Origin of the sequence: Methylobacterium sp. HMF5984 (assembly GCF_045033435.1) — a bacterium.
In the GTDB taxonomy this organism is placed as follows: domain Bacteria; phylum Pseudomonadota; class Alphaproteobacteria; order Rhizobiales; family Beijerinckiaceae; genus Methylobacterium.
Map to the genome: position 1 here is coordinate 110,656 of NZ_JBJFLN010000001.1, position 23,101 is coordinate 133,756.

Genomic DNA, 23,101 nt, shown 5'->3' on the forward strand with positions numbered 1-23,101 from the left:
GACGGACCTGTCTCGAGGCTCGATCGGTCTTGCTTCAGTCGGTCCTGCCTCAGTCGGTCCTGCCTCAGTCGGTCTTGCCGTCGAGGCCGAGCCAGTGGCGGCCGTCGCGGGTCAGGAGGTCGTCGGCGGCCTTCGGGCCGGGGGTGCCGGCCGCGTAGTCCTCCACCGGGGCGGTCTTCCAGGCCTGCAGCAGCGGCTCGACCGCGGCCCAGCCGGCCTCGATGTTGTCGGCGCGCTGGAACAGCGTCGCGTCGCCGGTCATGCAATCGTAGAGCAGGGTCTCGTAGCCGACGTTGGGCTGGTTCTGGAAGAAGTCGGCGTACTTGAACCCCATCGTCACCCGGCCGATCTGCATCTGCGGCCCGGGCACCTTGACGTTCAGCTCGGTCCCGGCGCCGTGGTCGGGGTCGATGGTGATCCGCATCACGTTGGGGCTGAGCTCGGCCACCGGCGTGTCGGAGAACAGCTGAAACGGCGCCGGCTTGAACAGGATCGCGATCTCGGTGCGGCGCCCGGTCATGCGCTTGCCGGTGCGGACGTAGAACGGCACCCCGGCCCAGCGCCAGTTGTCGATCTCGAGCTTCAGGGCGACGTAGGTCTCGGTGGTTGAATCCTCGGCCACGTGCGGCTCTTCCCGGTAGCCGACGACCGGCTTCCCTTCGAGCGTGCCGGCCGTGTACTGGCCGCGCACGGCGTGGTCGGGCTGGATCGGCTTCACGGCCTGCGCGAGCTTGGCCTTCTCGCCGCGCACGTCCTCGGCCTTGAACGAGTTCGGCGGCTCCATCGCCACCATGCACAGCAGCTGGAACATGTGGTTGGGCACCATGTCCCGCAGCGCGCCGGTGGGCTCGTAGAACCCGCCGCGCTCCTCGACGCCGACGGTCTCGCCGGCGGTGATCTGGATGCTGTCGACGTATTCGCGCCGCCAGACCGGCTCCAGCATGCCGTTGGCGAAGCGCAGAGCCATGATCGACTGCACCGTCTCCTTCCCCAGGAAGTGGTCGATCCGGTAGAACTGGCTCTCGTCGCCCTGCTTCAGGATCCGCGCGTTGAGCGCCTGCGCCGAGGCGAGGTCGGAGCCGAACGGCTTCTCGATCACCACCCGGCGGAAGGCGTCGTCCGCCTGCTTCAGCAGCCCGGCCTGGCCCAGCCCGTCGACCAGGGTGCCGAAGAAGCGCGGCGCCACCGCGAGGTAGAACACCACGTTGCCCGAGACCTTGCCCTTCAGGGCCTCGAAGGTCTTGGCATCCTCGAAGTCGCCCTTGAGGAAGTGGATGCGGTCGCGGATGAAGCCCCAGCTCTTCGGGTCGATCCGGTCGGCGTGGAACTCGGAGCCGGGGTCCTTGCTCAGGGTCTCCATCGAATTGGTGAGCTCGGCGCGCAGGCCCTCGTCGCTGCCGTCGTTGTGGTCGACGCCGAGGATGGCGAAGCCGGGATCGAGCAGGCCGGCGCCGGCGAGGTTGTAGAGCGAAGGCATCAGCAGGCGCTTGGTCAGGTCGCCGGCGGCGCCGAAGATCACCAGCGTGCAGGGCGGCGCCGGCTTGGTGCCGCAGGCGGCCTCGTCCTTGAGGGGCGCGTCATGGCTCGATTCGGGCATCGGCGTCGTCCGGTTCTGCGACGCGATGGTGCGTCGCGGCATTCGATCGCACGTCAACCGGCGACCGCCACGGCCGTTCCCGGCGTGACGCGATCGTGTGGGGGCGGGAAGGGCCGGCTCCTCACCCCCGCCGGCGCAGCACCACGCCCGGCAGCGGGCAGGCGGCGGGGGCGACGGTGAGCACCGCCGCGCCCGGGCACAGGGCGCGGCAGCCCTGCGCCGCCTCGATCTGGTCGCGGCCGCAGGCCGTCGCGGTGCAGAACCGCCCGAGATCCTCGCAGGTCGCGCGGAAGCGGCCGGTGCCCGGCCGCTCGCGCAGGTCGGCGGCGGCGGCCGGGGCCGCGAGGGCGAGGAGCACCGGAAGAACGAGCCTGATCACGGGTCCACCCCATCGCCTCGCGCGGCCGCGCGAGGCGCCGACGTAGCATGGCGGCGCCTCGCGCCCTATGGCATGCACGCGACAGGCGACAAGAGGACCTCGGCGGACACCGTGCTCGACATCCAAGGCCTCTCCAAGACCTATGCCGACGGCACGCAGGCGCTCGCGGGCATCGACCTGTCGGTGGCGGCCGGCGAGATCGTCGCGCTGATCGGCGGCTCGGGCTGCGGCAAGACCACCCTGCTCCGGCTGATCGCCGGCCTCGACCGCGGCAGCGCCGGCACGATCACGCTCGACGGCGAGGCCATCGCCGCGCCGCATCCCGGCGTGGGCCTGGTGTTCCAGGAGCCGCGCCTGCTGCCCTGGCTCACGGTGGCCGACAATGTCGGCTTCGGCCTCGACGGCGTCCGCAGGCCCGAGCGCCGCGCCCGGGTCGCCCACGCGCTGGAGCGGGTCGGGCTGTCCGAGCACGCCGCGCGCTGGCCGCGCGACCTGTCGGGCGGGCAGCAGCAGCGGGTTTCGATCGCCCGCGCCTTCGTGGCGCGCCCGCGGGTGCTGCTCCTCGACGAGCCGTTCTCGGCGCTCGACGCCTTCACCCGCAAGGACCTGCACGGGCACCTGCTCGCGCTCTGGGCCGAGACCCGCCCGACGATCCTCATCGTCACCCACGACGTCGGCGAGGCGGTGGCGCTCGCCGACCGCGCCGTGGTGATGCGGCCGAAGCCCGGCCGCCTCGACGAGACGGTGCGGCTCGGCATCGCCCGCCCGCGCGATCCCGCCTCGCCGCAGAGCGAGGCCTCGACCCGCGCGATCCTGGCGGCCCTGGACCGCTCGCTGCGCCCGGCCGAGGCCCAGGCCGCCGCGGCGCCCGCCGGGAACTGGTGGTAGCGGGCGGCGCCGGTTGAGCCGCGGTGCGGTTCCCGCTAACGGCGACCGATCAAGACCCACGATGGAGGAGACGACGATGGACGCCACCACGCTTCGCGCGCTTCAGGCCCCGCTGAAGGACCAGTACCGCAACACCCCCGACGACGCGGTGATCACCCTGCGGGCCAAGGGCTCGCTCGACGACACGGCGATCGCCTGCAAGGTCGAGACCGGCCGCGCGCTGGCGGTGGCCGGCCTGCACCCGGCGACCGGCGGCTCGGGCGCCGAGCTGTGCTCGGGCGACATGCTGCTCGAGGCGCTGGTCGCCTGCGCCGGCGTGACGCTGAAGGCGGTGGCCACCGCCCTCGAGATCCCGCTGCGCGCCGGCACGGTGAGCGCGGAGGGCGACCTCGACTTCCGCGGGACGCTCGGCGTCGACAAGGCGGCGCCGGTGGGCTTCCGCGCGATCCGGCTCGCCTTCGCCCTCGACACCGATGCGCCCCAGGACAAGCTCGACCAGCTGCTCAAGCTGACCGAGCGCTACTGCGTCGTGTTCCAGACCCTGAACCACAAGCCGGAGCTCGCCGTCACCGCCGCCCGCAGCTGAGGGGAGCGCCCACGAAAAAGGGCGGCGGAGCCGAGGCTCCGCCGCCCGTTCGACCGATCCTGCGATCGGAGCGCGGCTTACCGGGCCAGGCTGCCGGTCCGCGACAGGGCGCGGCCGGTGCGCACCGGGGCCTCGTCGCCGAGGCGCGGGCCGATCGAGCCGGTGGTCAGGGCATCGCCCTCGCGGGCGGAGTCGACCCAGGCCGGCATGCCGAAGAAGCTGCGCGAGTCGGTGCGGTCGACGCGGGGGGCGTCGAAGCCCTGCGAACCGAAGCCCTGGGCGAAGGCGGAGGCCGGGGCGGCGAGCGCGAGGACGAAGGCGAGGGGAGCGAGACGCTTGGTCATGGTCGGTTCCTTGTCGTGATGGACGACCCGGTCTCGCGTCGCTGCGCGCACCCCGTGGCCGTCACTGCCATGACCGGGAGATGGTGCGCTGCAGAACGGTTTCACGTGCGCTTTCGCACGTGCGAGAAAGTAAAATTATAGTTCTATTTCAATGAGATCGTAGAACTATTCCACCGCGTGCGCCGCCAGGGATATCCCGGTGCCGTTGCTCGACAGTCCATTCGAAGCCCCGCGCGCTCCCTCCCCCGCACCCCGTGTGCCCAAGTCGGGCCTGCCCGACTTGGGCACACGGGGTGCGGATCTCGGGCAAGCCCAAGTTCCGTCGGGGGAGGGAAGGGGCGCGTCGCACTTTCGCCGATGAAAAAAAGCGCCTCACCCGGCCGAGACGAGCCAGCACCCGGCCGCGAGCCGCACGGCGCCGTCGTCCGCATGGGGCAGCACCGCCTCGGCGACGGCGGCGAGGGCCGCCCGGCGCAGGGGCGGCTCGGCGTCGCGCAGCAGGCGCGAGACCGGGCCGAGCTCGACCGCGACGGCGGCGGCCGCCTCCGCGGCGGCGCGGGCCGAGCCGTCCACGGCGCGCCCGAGCACGAGGTCGCGCACCACCGGCGCGACCGAGACGGCGCCGAAGCCGGCCTCCGCCAGCATGCGGCGCAGGGCGTCCGCGTCGGCGAAGCGGAACGGCCCGGGGCCGGCGAAGTCCGGCGGGCCCGCATCGGGCACCAGCGGCAGCACGGCCGCGCGGGGCACGGTGACCCACGGGTTGTCGGCCATCGCCTGCCAGCACAGGAAGGTCAGGCTCCCATGCGGCGCCAGCGCCCGGCGGAGGTTGGCGAAGGCGGCGCACGAATCCGAGAAGAACATCACGCCGAAGCGCGAGATCGCCCGCGCGAAGGGCGGCCCCGCGAACGCCTGCGTCTCGGCGTCGGCGACGATCCAGTCGATCGGCGCGGCGCCGGCCGGCACCGGCCGCGCCCGCGCCACCGCGAGCAGCGGCTCCGACAGGTCGGCGGCGACGACCCGGCCGGCCGCGCCCACCGCCTCGGCCGCCATCAGCGCCGTCGCGCCGGAGCCGCAGCCGACGTCGAGCACCCCGTCGCCCGGCCGCAGGTCGGCGGCGGCGAGCAGCGCCTCGGTCAGCGGCGCGAACACCGCATCGAGCACGCCCTGGCTGCGCGCCCAGCGCTGGCCGACCGCGCCGTTCCAGTATTCGGCCTGGGTCATCGTCGCTGTCATGGCCTGCTCCGTCGCTCGGCGATCCGGGCGGCATCTTGCATGCCGGGCGGCCGCCGTCAGCGGGGCGCGGCGACGCCGGCGCGTTTCGCCGGTTTCAGGCCGCGGCCATCCGCGCTCCCGCCTGCGACGCCAGCAGGTCCGCCACGGCCTCGGCCGACATCGGCCGGCCGAGATGGTAGCCCTGGAACAGGGTGCAGCCGAACGCCTGCAGCGTGGCGAGGTCGTCGGCGGTCTCGACGCCCTCGGCGACCACCTCGATGTCGAGCCAGCGCCCGAGCGCGAGCACGGCCTGGACCAGCCCGCACTTGTCGTCCGAGCCGGTCAGCCCGGTGACGAAGCTGCGGTCGATCTTGATGCGGTGGGCCTGGAGCTGGCGCAGGGAGGCGAGGGAGGAGTAGCCGATCCCGAAATCGTCCAGCGTCACGCGGATGCCGGCCTCGGCCAGCGCCGTGAGCTTGGCCTGCACCGCGCCGATGTCGAGGGCGGTCTCCTCGGTGATCTCGATCTCCAGCATCCGCGGCGGCAGGCCGAGGGCGGCGAGACGGCCGAGCACGATCTCGTCGACGGCGATCTGCGCCATCTCGCGGGGCGAGACGTTGAGCGCGACCTGGACCGTCTCCAGCCCGTGCCGGCACAGGGTCGCCACCATCGCGCAGGCCTGCTCGAGGATGGCGCGCAGCAGCGACTCGGTGAGGCCGGCCGTCGCCGCCGCCGCCACGACGTCGGCCGGCGGGATCCAGCCGTGGCGCGGGTGGTTCCAGCGCACCAGCGTCTCCAGGCTCACCAGCGTGCGCCCGTCCCGCCCGAAGATCGGCTGGAAGCACACCGTCACCACGCCCTCGGCGAGCGCCTGCGACAGGTCGCGCTCGCTGTCGCGCCGCGTTTCCATCCGGTCGCGCAGGCATTCGTCGAACAGGCGGGCGCGGTTCCGGCCGGCGCCCTTGGCCGCGTAGAGCGCCTCGTCGGCGCAGCTCAGGCGATGCGTCAGGCTGCCGGCGTCGCCCTGGTGGATGCCGATGCTGATGCCGAGCCGGCCGGCGTCGAGGGATTCGAACGGCTCGGCGACCGCGCCGATCAGGCGGGCGGCGAGCACGTCCTGCGCGATCCCCGCCGGCGCCGGCGCGTAGAGCACGGCGAACTCGTCGCCGCCGAGCCGGGCGGCGAGGCTGCCCGGCGGCAGGGCGGCGGCCATCCTTCGCGCCACCTCGGCCAGGACCCGGTCGCCCATGGTATGGCCGTGGACGTCGTTGACGGATTTGAAGCCGTCGAGGTCGAGCAGCATCAGGCAATGCGCGACGGGCTCGACCGCCGCGTCGTCGCGCAAGGCTGCCTCACCGCGCAAGGCGGCGTCGGCATCCTGCTGGAAGCCGGCGCGGTTCAGGAGGCCGGTGAGGTCGTCGTGGGTCGCCCGCCGCGCCATCTCGAGGGCGAGCGCGCTGGCGCTGGCATGGGCCTCCATGCGCGACTGCGCGAGGGCGCTGGCCTCGTTCTTCAGCCGGCTCGCCTCGCGAAAACCCGCCTCGCACAGGAACGCGCCGCGGATCATCGCGGCGAGGTAGAGCAGCACCGTCGCGGCGAGGCAGATCCGGTCGAAGCCGCCGGCCACGAGCAGGCATCCGGCGAACGAGAGCAGCGGCGGGGTGAAGAAGCCGATCGGCATGCGGGCGAAGGCGGTGCCGTAGGTGACCGCGCCGGCGGTCGTGCCGCAGGTCAACGTCAGGTAGAACACCGTCTGCGCCGCGGTGCAGCCGGCGCACAGCGCCGGAAGGAACGCCCAGACCAGGCCCGACAGCCAGGCCGCCATCCAGACCAGGCGCAGGTGCCGGTCGACCGAGCGGGCGGCGGCCTCCGCCGACAGCGCCGTCCGCGGCGACAGCGCGGCGCAGGGCACGCGGCACAGGGCGAGGCGCAGCAGGTTGGCCGCCGTCGAGGCCGCGAACCAGGTCGCGCCGACGGCACCCTGCCCGGCATGGATCGCCACGATCATGCCGACCAGGCCGAGGGCCATGTTGATCGGGATGGCGGTCGACATGCTCAGGCGCAGGGCCGCGAGCTGATCCCGCCGGATCAGGCGGTCGAGGTCCGACGGGCTCGGTACCGGACGGGGCCGGTCGTTCAAGGGGTCAGGCACGTCGCATCCAACCTGCAGGCGTCCCTTCGACTGACGCCGGAGCGGTGAAGGATCGCTTAAGCACGCGGGCCGCCGAGCGTTGGACGGCGCGCGTGCGACATCAGCGCCGGGGGCCGCCGCCCGGCCCGCCCGGCCCGCCGAACCCGCCGGGGCCGGCCCCCGGCCCGCCGAAGCCGCCGGGACCGCCCGGGCCACCGAGCCCGCCCGCGCCACCGAACCCGCCGGGGCCGCCGTGCCCGCCGCCGAACCCGTTCGGGGCCGTGCGGGTGTCGATGCCGAACCCGCCGCCCGGTCCGTTGCCGCCCGGTGCGCTGCCGCCGAGCCCGCCGCCCGCAGATCCGCCGCCCGGTCCACCGCCCCCCGGCCCGCCGCCGCCGGACCCACGGCCGCCGCGCTCGAAGCGTCCGTCCGGGCCGCCTCCGGGCAGGCCGCGGCCGTCGATCCGGTCCGGCGCGCGCTCGAACAGCGGGTTGCGGCCCGGCGCGGTGCCGCGTTCGTCGAGGCGCAGGGCCTCGACGGTGAGGCGCCCGTCGGCGGCCGGCCGCGTCGTCAGCACGGCGCGGACGCTGCCGCGGCGCGGGATCGCCGCACCGGCCGGCCCGGCGACGTCGAGGCCGGAGCCGAGATTCATCCGGCCGCCGCTGCGGCCGATATAGGCCTCCACCGAGACCCGGCTCAGCCCCGGCGGGAACGGCAGCGCCTCGCTCGCGCGGGCCACCTTGAGCACGCCGCCCGCCGCCTCGCCGGCGACCGCGGCGCGCCGGCCGGCGGGCAGCGCGTCGGCGCCCTCCAGCCGCAGGCGCCCGATCACCGGGCGGCCGTCGCGGTCGCGCCGGACCGGGCCCGCGACGCGGGCGGGGCCCTCGGCCCGGGGCTCGATCAGGCTGGCGACGACGACGCCGTCCGGCCGGCGCAGGCCCGACACCGCGACCCGGTCGCCGACCGCCCAGCGCCCGGCGACGCCGGCCGTGGCGACGCTCTGGCCGAGGACGACGAGGGCGCCCTCGGCCACCCTCTCCACCGGCCCGACCACCTCGCTCGTCACGTCGATCCGCCGGGTCGCGAGGCCGCCCGCCTCGGCATGGGCGACGACGTGGACCACGTGGCCGATCCGCATGTCGGCGGCGCGCGCCGCAACCCCGTCGATGCGCACGCTCACGTCCTCGGGATAGGCGATGCGCAGGTCGTTGACGACGATCGAGCCGAAGCGGCGGATCGTGCCGATCACCCCCGTGCCGCCGATGCCGCGGTCGCCGTCCCCCGGCGTGTCCGTCGGCCGCGCCCCGGTGCCGCCGATGCCCTGGTCGCGCGGCGCCTCCTGCGGCAGCGCGCGCCCCGGAACCAGGGCGGCGCCGGCGAGCAGGCGCAGGACGAGGCGGCGGGTCGGAGCGCTCATGCGCGCGGTCCCGGGGCGCCTGAATGCGAAGGACCTCGCAGGCCACCCTCCCCCGCAGAGGGGGGAGGAAGGGCGCCTCGTCCGAGCCGGTCGCTCGACGACCGAACACCGCCCCGATCCGCGCGCGATCGTGCGACCGACAGGTTTCCGACCGACAGGTTCACGCCCCGGCCTCCGGCGTGGCCGGCGACGCCTCCTCGGCAGGGGGGACGCCCGCGCGCGGCGGCACGGCTTCGGCGTAGACGTAGAGGCCGAAGTTCCAGCGGTGGGGGCCGCCGGGATCGGTGGCGCAGGCGGCGTGGGCCTCGCGGTTGGCCTGGGTCAGCGCCTCCATCGCGATCTCCTTGGCGCGCGCCTCCAGCCGCCGCGCCAGATCCTCCGACAGCCCGTCGTAATGCACCGCGCGCTCGAGGAAGCGCGGCGCCTCGCCGAGGATGTTGGCGACCGAGGCCGCGATGTGGTCGTGGAGGTTGCGCCCGAAATAGTAGAGCTGCGGCTCGCCGCCGCCGCGCGGCACGTAGGCGGCCTCGGCCAGGACGATCCGGTCCTGGCCGTCGAGGGTGGCGAGCCCGCGGTCGAGCCATTCGTCGAGCACGGCGCGGGGCCGCAGGTCGCGGGTCACGCCGGCGACCAGGGCCTCGAAGGAGGGGCCGTCCTCGCCCGCGCGCCGCAGCGCCAGCGGGCGCCCGTCCGGGTCGGTGAAGGCGGGGTCCGCGAGCCACCGGGCGATGATCCGGCTGGTGCGCGAGACCACCGCCGGCACCGCGCTCACCGGCGCCCCGGCCCCGCGCAGGCGCCGCACCTCCTTGCGGTGGATGCCGGTGAGCAGCGAGACCCGGCTGTCGGTCTGCTCCTTGCCCTGCAGCGCGAAGTCGTGCTCGGCGACGTTGACGTAGAGCTCGCGCAGCAGGTTCGTCAGCGCCGGGAAGGTGATGCCGCGCGCCACGAACAGCCGGACCAGCGGGCGCAGCAGGCGCGCCACCGGCGCGTGCAGGGCAGCCCCCTCGGCGGTGTCGTTGACGGTCTCGGACATCGGCGCAGCATGGAGGCGGGCAACGTGGGACACAATCCCACATCGTGCGGCGGCGCACCTCGGCCCACCGATTTCGCGTTGACGTGGGAAATCTGCACACATACGGTTTGGGCGTGGTCAAATTTCCCACGTCAACGCGACCCGGACGAGGCCGATGCCCGAACCGAAACCCGCCCTCGTCTGCCGCCCGATGCCGCCCCTGAACGCGACCCTGCGCCGCGATCGCAGGCCGCCGGGCGGGACCACCCTTTCGCGACTGGGCCGGCTCGCCGCCTGCCTCGTCGCCCTCGCGCTGCCCGCCCTCGGGATCGCCGCCGCGGACACGGTCCACCGCGTCGCGACCCCAGGGGCGCTGCAGGCCGCAGCACCAGGATCCCCCTCCCGGGATGCTGCGGTGATCGACGGCGCCTCCCGGGTCGGCAGCCCGGTCCGGGAGGCGCTCCTCCTCACCCCCGACCGGGATCCGCGCCGATGATCGCCGCCGCCGCCCGAAGGCCGCCCGCCATAGGGACCGACCCGATGCGGACCGACCCGAGACCCCCGTGCGGCGGCGCCCGCGTCCTCGACCTCGCGATCTGCATGATCCTGGCCGTCACCATCGTCGGCCTGCTGCTGCTGGCGCTCTGACCGGCCCGTCGGAGGGCGTCTTCCGCAGCCGCGCCTTCCCCCCGCTGCGGAGGGGCGCGACCTTTCCGGACAACGCGCTCCCCGCTCCCGGCCCGCTTCGCGGCCCCCCCCCGCCGAGGGGGGAGGCACGGGCGGCCCGCCGGATCCCGCTCCGCAAAACCTCCCATCCCAACACGAGAACCCCCATATCGAGATCCATTCCGGCGCTCGTTCGCACCCTGCTGCCCGCCCTCGGCCTGATGGCCGGGCTCGCCTCCGCCGAAGCCGCGGACCTGCCGCGGCGGGCGCCGCCTCCGCCGCCGCCGGTTCCGCCCGCCTTCACCTGGACCGGGTTCTACGCCGGCGTGAACGCCGGCTACGCGTTCCGCGAGTCCGGTAAGGGCTTCACCGACCCGACCTACGGCGCCGTGACCGGCGGGGCGGCGAAGGGCGGCTTCGCCGGCGGCGGCCAGGTCGGCTATAACGACCAGCTCACGCCGGGCTCGGGCTTCGTCGTCGGCGTCGAGGCCGACATCCAGGGCACCGCCTTCGCCAAGGCGGATGCGGCCTATCTCGGCACGGTGCCCTACGCGAGCGTCCGCCCGAGCCTCGACTACTTCGGCACGGTGCGCGGCCGCGTCGGCTACACCTTCGACCGGGTGCTGATCTACGGCACCGGCGGCTTCGCCTACGGCGGCGGGTCGGCCTCGGCGAACGCGGCCGCCTACCCCTACGCCCTGCCGGAGACGACGCGGACCGGCTACGCCGTCGGCGGCGGCATCGAGTACGCCTTCACCGACAGGATCTCGGCCAAGATCGAGGCGCTCTACCTCGACCTCGGCAAGCGCGTCTCGGGCGCGACCTACTACGATGCCGCCACCGCCGCCTATTACGGCCCCGGACGCAGCGATGCCGGCTTCGGCCTGGTCCGCGCCGGCCTGAACTACCGGTTCTGAGACCACGCCGCCGCGCGGCGCGCGATCCGCAAGGGCCTCGTCCGAGCCGGCACCCGCCGGGCCGGGCGAGGCGCCCGCATCCCGCCTGTGGCCCGTCTGCATCGGTCCAGCCGCCCGATCCGCACGCCCGTGTTACGCACAGCATTAACCTTTCGTTAAGGGGGCGATTGCCGTCGGGGCCCGGGCGTGAGAGCTTTCGTTAACGAGAGCTTAACGGGTTGGGCCACGGCGATGCGGTTCGCGATTTCGACGGTTCGGGCGGTGTCGGCGCCCCGCCTGCGCAAGGCCCTCGCCGGCCTCGCGGTGACCGCGGGCCTCGCCTTCGCCGTCGCCCCGGTCGCGGCGCAGACCCTGGCCTCGCTGCCCGCCCCCACCATCGCCGCCGCGCCGGTCGGCGTCGCCAAGCCGATCCTCGCCTGGGTCGCCTTCTGCCAGGGCTACCCGGCCGAGTGCGCGGTCGACCCCGCCGAGCCCGCCCGCATCGCCATGACCCCGGCGATCTGGAACACGATCCAGGCCGTCAACCGCCGGGTCAACAAGACCGTCGCCGCGATCACCGACATGGACCACCTCGGCGTTCCCGACCACTGGGACCTGGCCGAGGACGGCTCGGGCGATTGCGAGGATTTTCAGCTGCTCAAGCGCAGCCTGCTGGCGAAAGCAGGCCTGCCGCGCCGCGCCATGCGGATGACCGTGGTCATCGACGAGAAGGGCGAGGGCCACGCCGTGCTCACCCTGATCACCGACCGCGGCGACCTGGTGCTCGACAACAAGACCAGCCAGATCCTGCCCTGGCACCGCACCGGCTACACCTTCATCAAGCGCGAGAGCCAGGACGCCGTCGCCTGGGTCTCCCTCGGCGGCGTCACCTCCCCGGTCACCACCGCCAACCGCTGAGATCGGCGGCGACGTCCCGAAACGGGATGGCCTCGCAGTCGGGGCGTTGACGAAACCTTCACCGCGTCGGCGCGACGCTCCGGGATCGGAGCCGCCCACCCCGACGCCCATGATGTTCCGTTCCATCCCGCAATCGTTGCTCGCCGCGGGCCTGCTCGTCGCGCTCGCCGCCGTGCTGCCGGCGCGGGCCGGCGAGGCCGGGACGCGCTACGCCTCCTGGCACGGCTGCCTCGACCGGCATTTCGGTCTGCGCGCCGCGATCGGAAGCCGGCTCCTGGCGGCCGACGCGGCGATCGGTGCCTGCCGCGCGCCCGAGCGGGCCTACCTCGCCGCCCTCGCCACCTCGCCGCTGCTCGATGCCGACGACGCCGAGCAGGCCCGCGCCGCCCTGGTCGCGCGGGCGCGGGCCCGGCTGCTCGGGCAGCGCGCCGCGCTCTGACGCCGCCGATCCTTCGAGAGAACGGTCTTCGCAAACGACACCGCACGCCGCGCCGGATCGCGGCGCGCGTGCGGTGTCGGTTCGCTCGCCACGCCGCGCCTTTCCCGCTCACGCGTCCGGCGAATGCCGGCCCGAGCGGCGTGGGCCGGTCGTCGGGCGCTGCAGGGGAGCGGAGGGAAGGGGAGCGGAGGCAGAGGGAGTGGAGGGAGGCGCGATCCGCCCGTCCGGCACGACCTGCCCGACGGCACGCAGGTCTCCGGCGAGACCGGGTCTGCCGATGGGGCTGGGATCGTGCCGGAGCGGGCGCGAGGCCGCCTCGGCCTCAGGCGGCGTCGGCCTTGCGGGACTGGCTGCCCTTCACGGCGGAGGTCGCAGCCTTGCGGCCGCGGCGGGCGGGCGCGGGCGCCGCCTCCTCGACCTCCTCGGGGGCCTCGGCGGGGGTCGAGCGGCCGGGCTGGCCGAGGCCGAGGCTCTTGGCGAGCGCCGAGCGCTGGGCCGAATAGTTCGCCGAGGTGGTGGGGTAGTCGGCCGGCAGGCCGTAGCGGTCGCGGTAGCTGTGCGGGTCGAGGCCGTGCTTGGTCAGGTGGCGCTTCAGCGTCTTGTAGGACTTGCCGTCGATGAAGCTGACCAGCCCGTCGGGGCGGATCGACTTGCGGATCTGCGCGGGGCTGGGCTTCTCGACCGTCTCGGCCGCGACGGGGGTCGTTCCGGAGCCGACGTTGTTCAGCGCCTCGTGAATGCTGGCGATGAGCGTCGGCAGTTCCGTGATCGGCACGGAGTTGTTCGACACGTAGGCCGCGACGACGTCGACGGTCCGCTCGATATACTCGTTGCTGGTCTGTGCCGACGGTGTAGTTTCAGACATACGTCCGTTCCTTGCCTGTTCCTTGATGGGTCCCCACCCGAAGGAATTATGATGTTTGGCAGAGAAAGCAAGGATGTCGGAGCGGTTATCGGTGCTCAACACACGAACAAGTGTGGATCTTGCCTGCCGTGCTTCGGCGCTATCCGTGCAACCGACCCGGCATCCGCAGCAATGCAGTGCTCAGCGCCGCGCGAAATCTCTGCAACTGCGGAGGGCGGGATTCCGCTGTTGCCCGAACCCGTTACAGCGCCCGCGCGCGGGCGGGGCGGGCGGGCCAAATGCTGGACGGATGCGTCTTGCGCGACCGCCGGCCCGGGCGACGGCTTTATGTCCAAACCGGAGGTCTGCGCAATGGTGGATAAAAGTGTCGCACCAAGATCAATGGCCTGGGATATTTTGAATTCACGCGTACCGGTATAGACATACTAAGTATCGCGATGATGTTCTCGCGGCCGGGCGTGGGAACGGATGCCTCGGGCCGGAGGATCCCGCCGCGCCGACGGCGCTCGAACCTCGGGGATCAAGCATCCGAGGGCCGGCCCGGTCCTCGCGCGAGGCATTCGCGGCGCGCGGCCGGCGGGCGCATCTCCGGGACACAGTCGCTTCGCGCGACGCCGGTGCCGACGGACAGTCTTGCGGTTCGGACAGGCTCGCTCGGCGGCAGGGTTCGCTCAGCGGCAGGGTTCGCTCAGCGGAAGGTCTTGCTCAGCGGAAGGTCTTGCGCGGATCGAACGCGTCGCGCACCGCCTCGCCGGCGAAGACCAGCAGGCTCAGCATCGCGGCGATCACCAGGAAGCCGGACAGGCCGAGCCAGGGCGCGGTGAGGTTGTCCTTGCCCTGGGCCAGCAGCTCGCCGAGCGAGGGCGAGCCGGGCGGCAGGCCGAAGCCGAGGAAGTCGAGCGAGGTCAGGGTGGTGATCGAGCCGTTGAGGATGAACGGCAGGAAGGTCAGCGTCGCCACCATGGCGTTGGGCAGCAGGTGCACCGTCATGATGCGGACGTTCGACAGGCCGAGCGCGCGGGCCGCCCGCACGTACTCGAAGTTGCGGGCGCGCAGGAACTCGGCGCGCACCACGCTGACCAGCGCCACCCACGAGAACAGCAGCATGATCCCGAGCAGCACGAAGAAGCCCGGCGCGATGAAGGCCGAGATGATGATGATCAGGTAGAGGGTCGGGATGCCGCCCCAGACCTCGATGAAGCGCTGGAACGACAGGTCGACCCAGCCGCCGAAATAGCCCTGCACCGCGCCGGCGACCACGCCGATCAGCGAGGAGACGGCGGCCAGGATCAGCCCGAACAGCACCGAGATGCGGAAGCCGTAGATCACGCGGGCGAGCACGTCGCGTGTGGTGTTGTCGGTGCCGAGCCAGTGCCAGGGAATGCTGGCGCAGCCCTTCCCCGGCACCGTCTCGGCGGCGTGGCACTGCGCGTCGGTGAGCATCCAGGTCGGCGGCGAGGGCGAGGGCGTCGGCAGCCCGTCGTTGATGGTGTCGTAGGAGAACGGGATCGGCGGCCAGATCGCCCAGCCGTTCTCGGCGATCTCCCTGGCGATCTCGGGGGTGCGGTAGTCGGTCCGCGCCAGGAAGCCGCCGAACTTCTCCTCCGGGTAGTCGATCAGCACCGGGAACAGCCACTCGCCCTTGTAGGAGGCGACGATCGGCCGGTCGTTGGCCAGGATCTCGGCGAACAGGCTGACGACGAACAGCGCCAGGAAGATCAGGAACGAGACGTAGCCGAGCCGGTTGCGGCGGAAGTTCTCGAGCCGGCGCCGGTTGAGCGGCGACAGCCCGCCGCGGCGGGGCGCGAGCGGCCGCGCCTCGGGCAGGCCCTCGCTCGGCCGCAGCACGATCGGCTGCGCCCCGGGCATCGGCGCGGGCACGGCGTCGCCCTCGGGGGGCCGGGCGATCTCGTTCATCGCGGGCTGCTCCGCAAGTGGGGCACGAAGTGGGTCGTAGGGTGCGCGCGATTTCCCTCCCCCCGACGGATCTCGGGCTTGCCCGAGATCCGCATCCCGTGTGCCCCAGTCGGGCAGGCCCGACTGGGGTGCGGGGCAGGGGACCCTGCTGTGCAGGGGGGGAGAGGGGAGCGCCGCATCCGGAGAGGTCGCTCCCCTCTCCCGACCTGCGCTGACGCGAGGCCCGCCCTCCCCCGTAGAGGGGGGAGGGGACGGGAACCGCGTGCCCTGGGAACCCTCAGCCGTCGATCCGCACGGCGGTGCCGTCGATCTCGTTGGGGCGCAGCCCGCCGCTGCGTTCCATCCAGCGGCGCAGCAGGCGGACGTTGCGGCGGTTGGCCTTGAAGGCGGCGTCGAACAGGTCGCCGGCCAGGGGCACGATGCCGATCGCGCCGTCGAAGGCGACGTTCAAGGCCATCCGCGCGATCAGCCAGCGCGGCGCCCCGAGGCGGCGCGCCTCCGCGACGATGTAGGACGAGATCACCATGCCGGCGATGTCGCCGACGATCGGCACGAGGCCGATCACCGCCTCGAGCCCGACCCGCCGGTTGAGGCCGGGGATCAGGAAGGCGGAATCGAGCAGGTGCGCCAGTGCCTCGAGCCGGGCGAGCGTCGCCTCGCGGCTCTGGTCGCCGATGCGCAGCGTCGTGCCCGCACGCCAGCTTTGGGAGAAGGTCTGCGAGGGATCCATCGGCGGAAACCGGTGAGCGAGGGTGGCCATGGCCCGGGATGTGGCGCCGCGGGGCTGCCCCGGCAAGGCGGGGGGCGTCGTCGGCGCTCGGCGGACGGACGCATGGCCCCTGGCGTGATGGCCCCTGGAGCAATGGCCCCTGGAGCAATGGCCCCTGGAGCAAGGCCCCCGGCCACAGGAGCTCCCGCCGCATCGGAACGCGCGCCCGGGACCCGCGCATCCCCTCGCCCCGCCTGCGGGGAGAGGGCCGCGACGACCCCGTCGTCGTCGCGGCGAGGCGGCAGCCGACGGTGAGGGGGCTTCGACCGGCGAGCCTCCCACGGCACCGCCCCCTCACCGCCGCTTCGGCTGCGCTTCCCGGCCGCACGACGGGGTGCGGCCGGGCCTCTCCCCGCGTGCGGGGAGAGGGGATGGGCGTTTCATCCCAAAACCGAAACCCGCTCACGATGCCGCCCGCCGCACGCCCGAGAGCCGGTCCAGCGCCGCGTCCAGCGTCGCGTCGGCCTTGGCGAAGCAGAGCCGCACGAGCGTGCGCACGGCCCGGTCCGGGTAGAACGCGCTCACGGGAATCGCCGCGACGCGATGCTCGCGCACCAGCGCCTCGCAGAAGGCGACGTCGTCGGCGTGGCCGAGATCGGCGATGTCGAGGTTGAGGAACCACGTCGCCTGCGCCGGCAGCACCGTGAAGCCGAGATCGGCGAGGCCGCCGGCGAGCCGGTCGCGCGAGCGGGCGTAGCCGGCGCGCATCCCGGTGAAGTAGGCATCGTCCTTCGCCAGCCCGTAGGCCACCGCCTCCTGCAGGTTCGGCGGCGTGGTGAAGGTGAGGAACTGGTGCGCCTTGGCAAGCGTCCGCATCAGCGCCGCGTCGGCCATCACGAACCCGACCTTCCAGCCGGTGAGCGAGAAGATCTTGCCGGCCGAGCCGATCTTCACCGTGCGCGCCCGCATGCCGGGCAGGCTCATCAGCGGGACGTGGCGGGCGCCGTCGAACACCACATGCTCCCAGACCTCGTCGCACAGCGCGATCGCGTCGTGGCGGCGGCAGAACGCGGCCAGCCGCGCGAGGTCGTCGGCGCCGAGCCGGGTCGCGCTCGGGTTCAGCGGGTCGTTCAGCAGCACCACCTTGGTGCGCGGCGAGAAGGCGGCGGCGAGCGCGGCCTCGTCGAGGCCGAAGGCGGGCGGCGTCAGGGTCACGATCCGCGGCACGCCGCCGGCGCGCAGCACCAGCGGCAGGTAGGCGTCGTACATCGGCGCGAACAGCACGACCTCGTCGCCCGGCTCGATCAGCGCCAGCAGCGCGCCGGCGAGCGCCTCCGTCGCGCCCGAGGTCACCATCACCTCGGTCTCGGGATCGAGGGCGAGCCCCTGGTGCCGGGCGTAATGCGCCGCCACCGCCGCGCGCAGGGACGGCAGCCCCATCATCGGCGGGTACTGGTTCGAGCCCTCGACGAGCGCCCGCGCGCCGCGCTCGCGCATGTCGGCGGGGCCCGGGTCGTCGGGGAACCCCTGCCCGAGATTGATCGCCCCGTGCTCGCGGGCGAGCCGCGACATCGTCTCGAACACCGTGGTCGGGAGGCCGGAGAGGACCGGGTTCATGCGAAGCGGGGGGCGGACATCGGCGGGGTGATACCATGGCGCCGATCCCGCGCGAAACGTGCGGGAGCGCACGCCACCGGCGATTGCTGCCAGGCCTCACGGCTGACGAATGTTGACATTCATCATCCGTGAGATAGCTTTCGGGAACACGGCCGGTGCGGCGCCGGTGGGCGCGGAACTCCGCCCCCTCGTTCCGTTCCTGACCTGGCGCCGGACCGGTCGTCGCGAGGCCCGCCAATTCGTTGGCGGGCCTTTTCGCATTATGGCCTCGTCCGCCTGCCGTCACGGATCGCCGGAGCCCGCCATGTCCCCCCGCCGCGCCCTCGCGCTCGCCTTCGCCGTCGGCGCCCTCGGCCTCGGCCTGCGGCGCGCGGTCCCGGTGGCGCCGGTCGACGAAACCTACCGCGACGTGGTGCGGTACTATCGCGCGCTGGAGCGGCCCTGACGGGCCAGCAACAGCACCGAAACATCGGTGCCGTACTGACGACGCATTGACGGGCGATGGCTGCGGCGCAGGGATGCCGAGCGGGCGCACCCGGACCCGAGCCGCGCCCGGCGCGGGTGCCGCAGGGCACGGTCCGTTCGGATGCCGTACAGGCGGCCGGGGCCAGGGTGTCGGATTCGCTCCCCGGGCCGACGAACGGTCGGCCCGCGGACGAAAACAGCGAGAGGATAGGGCGCGACACGGGCGCGGCGGCGTCCGGAACGTGGTCTAATCAGTCATGAACGAGAGCTCACCCATCCGCACGGACACGGCGCGCGCGTTCCAGCCGGACCCGGTCGCGTCGCCCGGCAAGACGCGCCGGTTCCGCCCCTTCCGCTGGATGCTGCTGCTCCTGGCGCTGCTGGCGGCCGGCGCGGTGGCCCACCGCTGGTACGACGGGCGCACGCAGGTCGCGGGCGGCCCCGGCGAGACCCAGGGCAAAGGCGGCCGCGGCGGCGGCAAGCGCGGCGGCATGGACGTGCCCCAGGCGGTCGGCATCGCGCAGATCGTCACCGGCGACATCCCGGTGGTGCTCCAGGGGCTCGGCACCGTCACGCCGCTGGCCACCGTCACCGTGAAATCGCAGATCAGCGGCTACCTCACCGACATCGGGTTCCGCGAGGGCCAGACCGTGAAGAAGGGCGACTACCTCGCCCAGATCGACGCGCGGCCCTACGAGGCGCTGCTCGCCCAGTACCAGGGCCAGCTCGCCCGCGACCAGGCGCTGCTGCAGAACTCGAAGCTGGACCTGGCCCGCTTCCAGCGCCTCGCCCAGCAGGATTCGATCTCGAAGCAGAACGTCGACACCCAGGGCGCGCTGGTGAAGCAGAACGAGGGCACGGTCGCCTCCGACCAGGCCCTCGTCGACCAGCAGCGGCTGAACATCGCCTACGCGCGCATCATCTCGCCGGTGGAGGGCCGGGTTGGCCTGCGCCAGGTCGACCAGGGCAACTACATCACCGCGGCCTCGACCAACATCGTCGTCGTCACCCAGCTCCATCCGATCTCGGTGGTGTTCACCCTGCCCGAGGACGACGTCTCCCGGGTGATGCGCCGGGTGCGCGCCGGCGCCAAGCTCGCGGTCCGCGCCTACGACCGGGGCGACGCCCACGAGATCGCCACCGGCACCCTCGACACGGTCGACAACCAGATCGACGTCACCACCGGCACGGTGAAGCTGCGCGCCCTGTTCGACAACAAGGACGAGGAGCTGTTCCCGAACCAGTTCGTCAACGCCAAGCTCACCGTCGACACGGTGGCGAACGCGGCGCTGGTCCCCAACGGCGCGATCCTGCAGGGCACGCCCGGCACCTACGTCTACCTGATGGACGGCGACGCGAAGGTCTCAGTCCGCCCGATCAAGACCGGCGAGACCGACGGCACGCGGACGGTGGTGCTCTCCGGCCTCCAGGCCGGCGACCGCGTCGTCACCGACGGCACCGACCGCCTGCGCGACGGCGCCCCGGTGCGGATCACGGAGGGCGTCGACGGCCAGAAGGTCACCCCCGCCGCCGACGCCGGCGGCGCCCAAGAGGCCGGACAGAAGCGCGGCCGCCGGCGGCAGCAGCCGTGAGCGCGGGTTTCCAGGATACGCGCCTCCCTCCCCCCTCTGCGGGGGAGGGTACCCTGCGCAGCAGGGGGGGAGAGGGGAGCGCCGTATCCGAACGAAGGATCGGCCTCGAAGCCGATGCGCGCGACGGCTTCGCCTCACTCGGCATCGTCGCTCCCCTCTCCCGACCCCTGCCGACGCAGGGGCCACCCTCCCCCGCGGAGGGGGGAGGGAAGGGCCGGCGTGAGCTCGGGGGGCCCCCGGCATGAACCCGTCCCGCCTCTTCATCCTGCGCCCGGTCGCGACCACGCTCCTGATGCTGGCGATCCTGATCGTCGGCGGGGTGTCGTACCTGAACCTGCCGGTCTCGGCGCTGCCCTCGGTCGACTACCCGACGATCCAGGTGCAGACGTTCTATCCCGGCGCCAGCCCGGAGGTGATGACCTCGGCCGTGACCGCGCCGCTGGAGCGGCAGTTCGGGCAGCTCGCCAACCTCAACCAGATGACCTCGCAATCCTCGGCCGGCGCCTCGGTCGTGACCTTGCAGTTCAACCTCGACCTGCCGCTCGACATCGCCGAGCAGCAGGTCCAGGCGGCGATCAACGCCGCCGGCAACCTGCTGCCGTCCGACCTGCCGGCGCCGCCGATCTACGCCAAGGTCAACCCGGCCGACGCGCCCGTGATCACGCTCGCGCTCACCTCCAAGACCCTGCCGCTGACGCAGGTGCGGGATCTCGCCGAGACGCGGCTCGCCCAGAAGATCTCCCAGGTGGCCGGCGTCGGCCTCGTCAGCATCTCCGGCGGCCAGCGGCCGGCGGTGCGGGTGCGGTTCAACGCCCGGGCGCTCGCCGCCTACGGGCTGAACATCGACGACCTGCGCACCACGATCACCAACCTCAACGTCAACACGCCGAAGGGCACCATCGACGGCCCGAAGCAGAGCTACGCGATCAACGCCAACGACCAGATCCAGGACCCGAAGGCCTACGACGACGCGATCATCGCCTACAAGAACGGCGCCCCGGTGAAGATGTCGGACGTGGCCGACGTGGTGCAGGGGCCGGAGAACACCAAGCTCGGCGCCTGGGCCGACGAGACGCCGGCGATCATCCTCAACATCCAGCGCCAGCCCGGCGCCAACGTCATCGCCACCGTCGACAAGATCAAGGCGCTGCTGCCGCAGCTCCAGGGCACGCTGCCGGGCGCGATCCAGGTGAGCCTGCTCACCGACCGCACGGTGACGATCCGCGCCTCGGTCGAGGACGTGCAGTTCGAGCTCGGGCTCGCCATCGCGCTCGTCGTGCTGGTGATCTTCCTGTTCCTGCGCAGCGTCTCCGCCACGCTGATCCCGAGCCTGTCGGTGCCGCTGTCGCTGATCGGCGCGCTCTCGGTGATGGACCTCTACGGCTTCTCCCTCGACAACCTGTCGCTGATGGCGCTGACCATCGCCACCGGTTTCGTCGTCGACGACGCGATCGTGGTGATCGAGAACATCGCCCGCCACGTCGAGGACGGCGATTCCCCGCTCGAGGCCGCGCTCAAGGGCAGCCGCGAGATCGGCTTCACCATCATCTCGCTCACCGTCTCGCTGATCGCGGTGCTGATCCCGCTGCTGTTCATGGGCGACGTGGTCGGGCGCCTGTTCCACGAGTTCGCGATCACGCTGGCGGCCACGATCATCATCTCGGCGGTGGTCTCGCTGACGCTGGTGCCGATGCTGTGCGCGCGCCTGCTCAAGCACGTGCCCCAATCTCCCGCGTCCCTTGCCGAGACCCGCCGCCGCGAGGGCGTGCTCGGGCGGATGGGCCGGCGCGCCACCGAGGGCACCATCGCGGCCTACGGCCGGGCGCTGCGGGTGGTGCTCGACCACCAGGGCCTGACGCTGCTGGTCACGCTCGCCACCATCGCGCTCACCGCGACCCTGTTCGTGACGATCCCGAAGGGGTTCTTCCCGGTGCAGGACACCGGCGTGATCCAGGGGATCACGCAGGGCGACCAGACCCTGTCCTACGCCGCGATGGCCGAGCGCCAGCAGCGCATCGCCGCGATCATCCTCAAGGACCCGGACGTCGCCAACCTGTCCTCGTTCATCGGCGTCGACGGCCAGAACGTGACGCTGAACTCAGGCCGGTTCCTGATCAACCTGAAGCCCCAGGCCGAGCGGGCCGAGCGGGCCGGCGCCATCATCCGCCGCATCCAGGCGGCCACCGCCGACGTCGCGGGCCTGCGCCTCTACATGCAGCCGGTGCAGGACCTGACGATCGACACCGCGGTGTCGGCGACGCAGTACCAGGTGATCCTGGAGACGCCGAACCTCGAGGATTTCGAGACCTGGGTGCCGCGCTTCACCGACGCGCTGTCGCGGTCGCCGGTGGTGGCCGACGTCGCCAGCGACCACCAGGGCCAGGGCCTGGCCGCCTACGTCACGATCGACCGGTCGACGGCCGGGCGCTACGGCATCACGCCGGCGACGATCGACAACGCGCTCTACGACGCGTTCGGCCAGCGCATCATCTCGACGATCTTCACCCAGTCGAACCAGTACCGAGTGATCCTCGAGGCCGACCCCGACCTGCACAGGACCATCGCCAGCCTCGACGCGATCTACCTGCCCTCCTCCACCGCATCGAGCGGGCAGGTGCCGCTCTCGGCGGTGGCGCGGATCGACGAGCGCCGGGCGCCGCTGCTGATCTCGCATCTCGGCCAGTTCCCGGCCACCACCGTGTCGTTCAACCTCGCGCCGGGCGCCGCGCTCGGCCAGGCGGTGGACGCGGTGGAGGAGGCGCGGAAAAGCATCGACCTGCCGCCGAGCTTCCGCGTGGTGCCGCAGGGGTCGGTCTTCGCCTTCCAGTCGGCGCTCTCGAACGAGCTGTTCCTGGTGCTGGCGGCGATCGTCACCGTCTACATCGTTCTAGGCGTCCTCTACGAGAGCTTCATCCACCCGATCACCATCTTGTCGACGCTCCCGTCCGCGGGAATCGGCGCGCTGCTCGGATTGATGCTGTTCGGGCTCTCGCTCGACATCATCGCGATCATCGGCATCGTGCTGCTGATCGGCATCGTGAAGAAGAACGCGATCATGATGATCGACTTCGCGCTCCAGGCCGAGCGCGAGGAGGGGATGTCCCCGCGCGACGCGATCTACGAGGCCTGCCTGCTGCGCTTCCGCCCGATCCTGATGACGACCCTGGCCGCGTTGTTCGCCGCGGTCCCGCTGATCGTCGGCACCGGCGTCGGCTCGGAGCTGCGCCAGCCGCTCGGCATCGTCATCGCCGGCGGCCTCATCGTCTCCCAGGTGCTGACGCTGTTCACGACCCCGGTGATCTACCTGTTCTTCGACCGCCTCGAGCGCCGCATCACCGGCCGCCGCGAACCCGAGCCGGACCTGCCTGCAGGCGAGGCGCTGCCGTGAGGAAGATCGCGACCGCGCCTCGCATCCCCTCGCCCCGCCTGCGGGGAGAGGGCCGCGACGACC

At 72.8% G+C, this 23,101-nt stretch carries 20 protein-coding genes; 9 read left to right on the forward strand and 11 right to left on the reverse strand.

From position 1 onward, the window contains the following. Positions 1-64 precede the first annotated feature (64 nt). Both zwf and ACFZ8E_RS00575 read right to left on the reverse strand, forming a co-directional pair. Positions 65-1,597, reverse strand: a complete 1,533-nt coding sequence (zwf, locus tag ACFZ8E_RS00570; RefSeq protein WP_405044301.1) for a glucose-6-phosphate dehydrogenase — start codon at positions 1,595-1,597, stop codon at positions 65-67. Positions 1,598-1,718: 121 nt separating this feature from the next. After that, positions 1,719-1,976 carry a hypothetical protein gene (locus ACFZ8E_RS00575; RefSeq protein WP_147844122.1) on the reverse strand — a complete coding sequence of 86 codons (258 nt, stop codon included), beginning with the start codon at positions 1,974-1,976 and terminating at the stop codon, positions 1,719-1,721. Positions 1,977-2,087: 111 nt separating this feature from the next. On the opposite strand from ACFZ8E_RS00575, the gene ACFZ8E_RS00580 reads away from it, so the two are divergent. Together ACFZ8E_RS00580 and ACFZ8E_RS00585 are read left to right on the forward strand one after the other, a co-directional pair. After that, complete coding sequence (locus ACFZ8E_RS00580) at positions 2,088-2,864, forward strand: ABC transporter ATP-binding protein (protein ID WP_147844123.1); 777 nt, start codon at positions 2,088-2,090, stop codon at positions 2,862-2,864. A gap of 76 nt (positions 2,865-2,940) precedes the next feature. Then, positions 2,941-3,450, forward strand: coding sequence for an OsmC family protein (locus ACFZ8E_RS00585; RefSeq protein ID WP_147729800.1), 510 nt, complete (start codon positions 2,941-2,943; stop codon positions 3,448-3,450). A gap of 77 nt (positions 3,451-3,527) precedes the next feature. Here the strand turns inward: ACFZ8E_RS00585 and ACFZ8E_RS00590 are convergent, their stop codons facing one another. From ACFZ8E_RS00590 to ACFZ8E_RS00610, 5 genes are all read right to left on the reverse strand, one after another. Then, positions 3,528-3,794, reverse strand: coding sequence for a hypothetical protein (locus ACFZ8E_RS00590; RefSeq protein ID WP_405041694.1), 267 nt, complete (start codon positions 3,792-3,794; stop codon positions 3,528-3,530). A gap of 372 nt (positions 3,795-4,166) precedes the next feature. Further along, positions 4,167-5,027 carry a class I SAM-dependent methyltransferase gene (locus ACFZ8E_RS00595; RefSeq protein WP_405041695.1) on the reverse strand — a complete coding sequence of 287 codons (861 nt, stop codon included), beginning with the start codon at positions 5,025-5,027 and terminating at the stop codon, positions 4,167-4,169. 94 nt (positions 5,028-5,121) lie between these two features. Next, positions 5,122-7,059, reverse strand: a complete 1,938-nt coding sequence (locus tag ACFZ8E_RS00600; protein ID WP_405044302.1) for a putative bifunctional diguanylate cyclase/phosphodiesterase — start codon at positions 7,057-7,059, stop codon at positions 5,122-5,124. A gap of 199 nt (positions 7,060-7,258) precedes the next feature. Next, positions 7,259-8,554 carry a DUF5666 domain-containing protein gene (locus tag ACFZ8E_RS00605; RefSeq protein WP_405041696.1) on the reverse strand — a complete coding sequence of 432 codons (1,296 nt, stop codon included), beginning with the start codon at positions 8,552-8,554 and terminating at the stop codon, positions 7,259-7,261. A gap of 160 nt (positions 8,555-8,714) precedes the next feature. Beyond that, positions 8,715-9,587: a DUF6502 family protein gene (locus ACFZ8E_RS00610; RefSeq protein ID WP_147729867.1), complete on the reverse strand. Its 873-nt coding sequence runs from the start codon at positions 9,585-9,587 to the stop codon at positions 8,715-8,717. A gap of 154 nt (positions 9,588-9,741) precedes the next feature. Here ACFZ8E_RS00610 and ACFZ8E_RS00615 point away from each other — a divergent pair, with 154 nt between their 5' ends. The 4 genes from ACFZ8E_RS00615 to ACFZ8E_RS00630 all read left to right on the forward strand — a co-directional run bounded on the left by ACFZ8E_RS00615 (position 9,742) and on the right by ACFZ8E_RS00630 (position 12,485). Then, positions 9,742-10,062 (forward strand): hypothetical protein, encoded by a 321-nt coding sequence (locus ACFZ8E_RS00615; protein ID WP_244029690.1) that lies wholly within the window; start codon positions 9,742-9,744, stop codon positions 10,060-10,062. A 391-nt stretch (positions 10,063-10,453) separates the two neighbouring features. Further along, on the forward strand, positions 10,454-11,149 hold the full coding sequence (locus tag ACFZ8E_RS00620) for an outer membrane protein (RefSeq protein WP_405041697.1): 696 nt from the start codon (positions 10,454-10,456) through the stop codon (positions 11,147-11,149). Between the two features lie 231 nt (positions 11,150-11,380). Further along, positions 11,381-12,046 (forward strand): transglutaminase-like cysteine peptidase, encoded by a 666-nt coding sequence (locus ACFZ8E_RS00625; RefSeq protein WP_405041698.1) that lies wholly within the window; start codon positions 11,381-11,383, stop codon positions 12,044-12,046. A gap of 109 nt (positions 12,047-12,155) precedes the next feature. Next, a complete protein-coding gene (locus tag ACFZ8E_RS00630) occupies positions 12,156-12,485 on the forward strand; it encodes a hypothetical protein (protein ID WP_405041699.1) in 330 nt (109 codons plus the stop codon). A gap of 322 nt (positions 12,486-12,807) precedes the next feature. On the opposite strand, the gene ACFZ8E_RS00635 is transcribed toward ACFZ8E_RS00630, so the two are convergent. The 4 genes from ACFZ8E_RS00635 to ACFZ8E_RS00650 form a co-directional block, all read right to left on the reverse strand. Further along, positions 12,808-13,350: a MucR family transcriptional regulator gene (locus ACFZ8E_RS00635; protein WP_147860436.1), complete on the reverse strand. Its 543-nt coding sequence runs from the start codon at positions 13,348-13,350 to the stop codon at positions 12,808-12,810. 705 nt (positions 13,351-14,055) lie between these two features. Beyond that, complete coding sequence (locus tag ACFZ8E_RS00640; RefSeq protein WP_147729747.1) at positions 14,056-15,267, reverse strand: ABC transporter permease; 1,212 nt, start codon at positions 15,265-15,267, stop codon at positions 14,056-14,058. 277 nt (positions 15,268-15,544) lie between these two features. Beyond that, entirely contained in the window at positions 15,545-15,997 is a 453-nt protein-coding gene (locus ACFZ8E_RS00645) for a DUF4112 domain-containing protein (RefSeq protein WP_147729523.1), read from the reverse strand. Between the two features lie 441 nt (positions 15,998-16,438). After that, entirely contained in the window at positions 16,439-17,593 is a 1,155-nt protein-coding gene (locus tag ACFZ8E_RS00650) for an aminotransferase (RefSeq protein ID WP_405041700.1), read from the reverse strand. A 304-nt stretch (positions 17,594-17,897) separates the two neighbouring features. On the opposite strand from ACFZ8E_RS00650, the gene ACFZ8E_RS00655 reads away from it, so the two are divergent. The 3 genes from ACFZ8E_RS00655 to ACFZ8E_RS00665 all read left to right on the forward strand — a co-directional run bounded on the left by ACFZ8E_RS00655 (position 17,898) and on the right by ACFZ8E_RS00665 (position 23,038). Further along, a complete protein-coding gene (locus ACFZ8E_RS00655; protein WP_243945356.1) occupies positions 17,898-18,038 on the forward strand; it encodes a hypothetical protein in 141 nt (46 codons plus the stop codon). A gap of 277 nt (positions 18,039-18,315) precedes the next feature. Further along, positions 18,316-19,650, forward strand: a complete 1,335-nt coding sequence (locus ACFZ8E_RS00660; RefSeq protein ID WP_147727822.1) for an MdtA/MuxA family multidrug efflux RND transporter periplasmic adaptor subunit — start codon at positions 18,316-18,318, stop codon at positions 19,648-19,650. A 241-nt stretch (positions 19,651-19,891) separates the two neighbouring features. After that, positions 19,892-23,038 (forward strand): MdtB/MuxB family multidrug efflux RND transporter permease subunit, encoded by a 3,147-nt coding sequence (locus tag ACFZ8E_RS00665; RefSeq protein ID WP_405041701.1) that lies wholly within the window; start codon positions 19,892-19,894, stop codon positions 23,036-23,038. Positions 23,039-23,101 lie beyond the last annotated feature (63 nt).

Excerpts from the sequence above, each read along its gene's own strand:
- ACFZ8E_RS00605 (WP_405041696.1), bottom strand. The coding sequence starts at position 8,554 with ATGAGCGCTCCGACCCGCCGCCTCGTCCTGCGCCTGCTCGCCGGCGCC.
- ACFZ8E_RS00645 (WP_147729523.1), bottom strand. The coding sequence starts at position 15,997 with ATGGATCCCTCGCAGACCTTCTCCCAAAGCTGGCGTGCGGGCACGACG.
- ACFZ8E_RS00610 (WP_147729867.1), bottom strand. The coding sequence starts at position 9,587 with ATGTCCGAGACCGTCAACGACACCGCCGAGGGGGCTGCCCTGCACGCG.
- ACFZ8E_RS00615 (WP_244029690.1), top strand. The coding sequence starts at position 9,742 with ATGCCCGAACCGAAACCCGCCCTCGTCTGCCGCCCGATGCCGCCCCTG.
- ACFZ8E_RS00635 (WP_147860436.1), bottom strand. The coding sequence starts at position 13,350 with ATGTCTGAAACTACACCGTCGGCACAGACCAGCAACGAGTATATCGAG.
- zwf (WP_405044301.1), bottom strand. The coding sequence starts at position 1,597 with ATGCCCGAATCGAGCCATGACGCGCCCCTCAAGGACGAGGCCGCCTGC.
- ACFZ8E_RS00650 (WP_405041700.1), bottom strand. The coding sequence starts at position 17,593 with ATGAACCCGGTCCTCTCCGGCCTCCCGACCACGGTGTTCGAGACGATG.
- ACFZ8E_RS00630 (WP_405041699.1), top strand. The coding sequence starts at position 12,156 with ATGATGTTCCGTTCCATCCCGCAATCGTTGCTCGCCGCGGGCCTGCTC.
- ACFZ8E_RS00590 (WP_405041694.1), bottom strand. The coding sequence starts at position 3,794 with ATGACCAAGCGTCTCGCTCCCCTCGCCTTCGTCCTCGCGCTCGCCGCC.
- ACFZ8E_RS00660 (WP_147727822.1), top strand. The coding sequence starts at position 18,316 with ATGAACGAGAGCTCACCCATCCGCACGGACACGGCGCGCGCGTTCCAG.
- ACFZ8E_RS00655 (WP_243945356.1), top strand. The coding sequence starts at position 17,898 with ATGTCCCCCCGCCGCGCCCTCGCGCTCGCCTTCGCCGTCGGCGCCCTC.
- ACFZ8E_RS00600 (WP_405044302.1), bottom strand. The coding sequence starts at position 7,059 with ATGTCGACCGCCATCCCGATCAACATGGCCCTCGGCCTGGTCGGCATG.
- ACFZ8E_RS00625 (WP_405041698.1), top strand. The coding sequence starts at position 11,381 with ATGCGGTTCGCGATTTCGACGGTTCGGGCGGTGTCGGCGCCCCGCCTG.
- ACFZ8E_RS00585 (WP_147729800.1), top strand. The coding sequence starts at position 2,941 with ATGGACGCCACCACGCTTCGCGCGCTTCAGGCCCCGCTGAAGGACCAG.
- ACFZ8E_RS00665 (WP_405041701.1), top strand. The coding sequence starts at position 19,892 with ATGAACCCGTCCCGCCTCTTCATCCTGCGCCCGGTCGCGACCACGCTC.
- ACFZ8E_RS00595 (WP_405041695.1), bottom strand. The coding sequence starts at position 5,027 with ATGACAGCGACGATGACCCAGGCCGAATACTGGAACGGCGCGGTCGGC.
- ACFZ8E_RS00620 (WP_405041697.1), top strand. The coding sequence starts at position 10,454 with ATGGCCGGGCTCGCCTCCGCCGAAGCCGCGGACCTGCCGCGGCGGGCG.
- ACFZ8E_RS00640 (WP_147729747.1), bottom strand. The coding sequence starts at position 15,267 with ATGAACGAGATCGCCCGGCCCCCCGAGGGCGACGCCGTGCCCGCGCCG.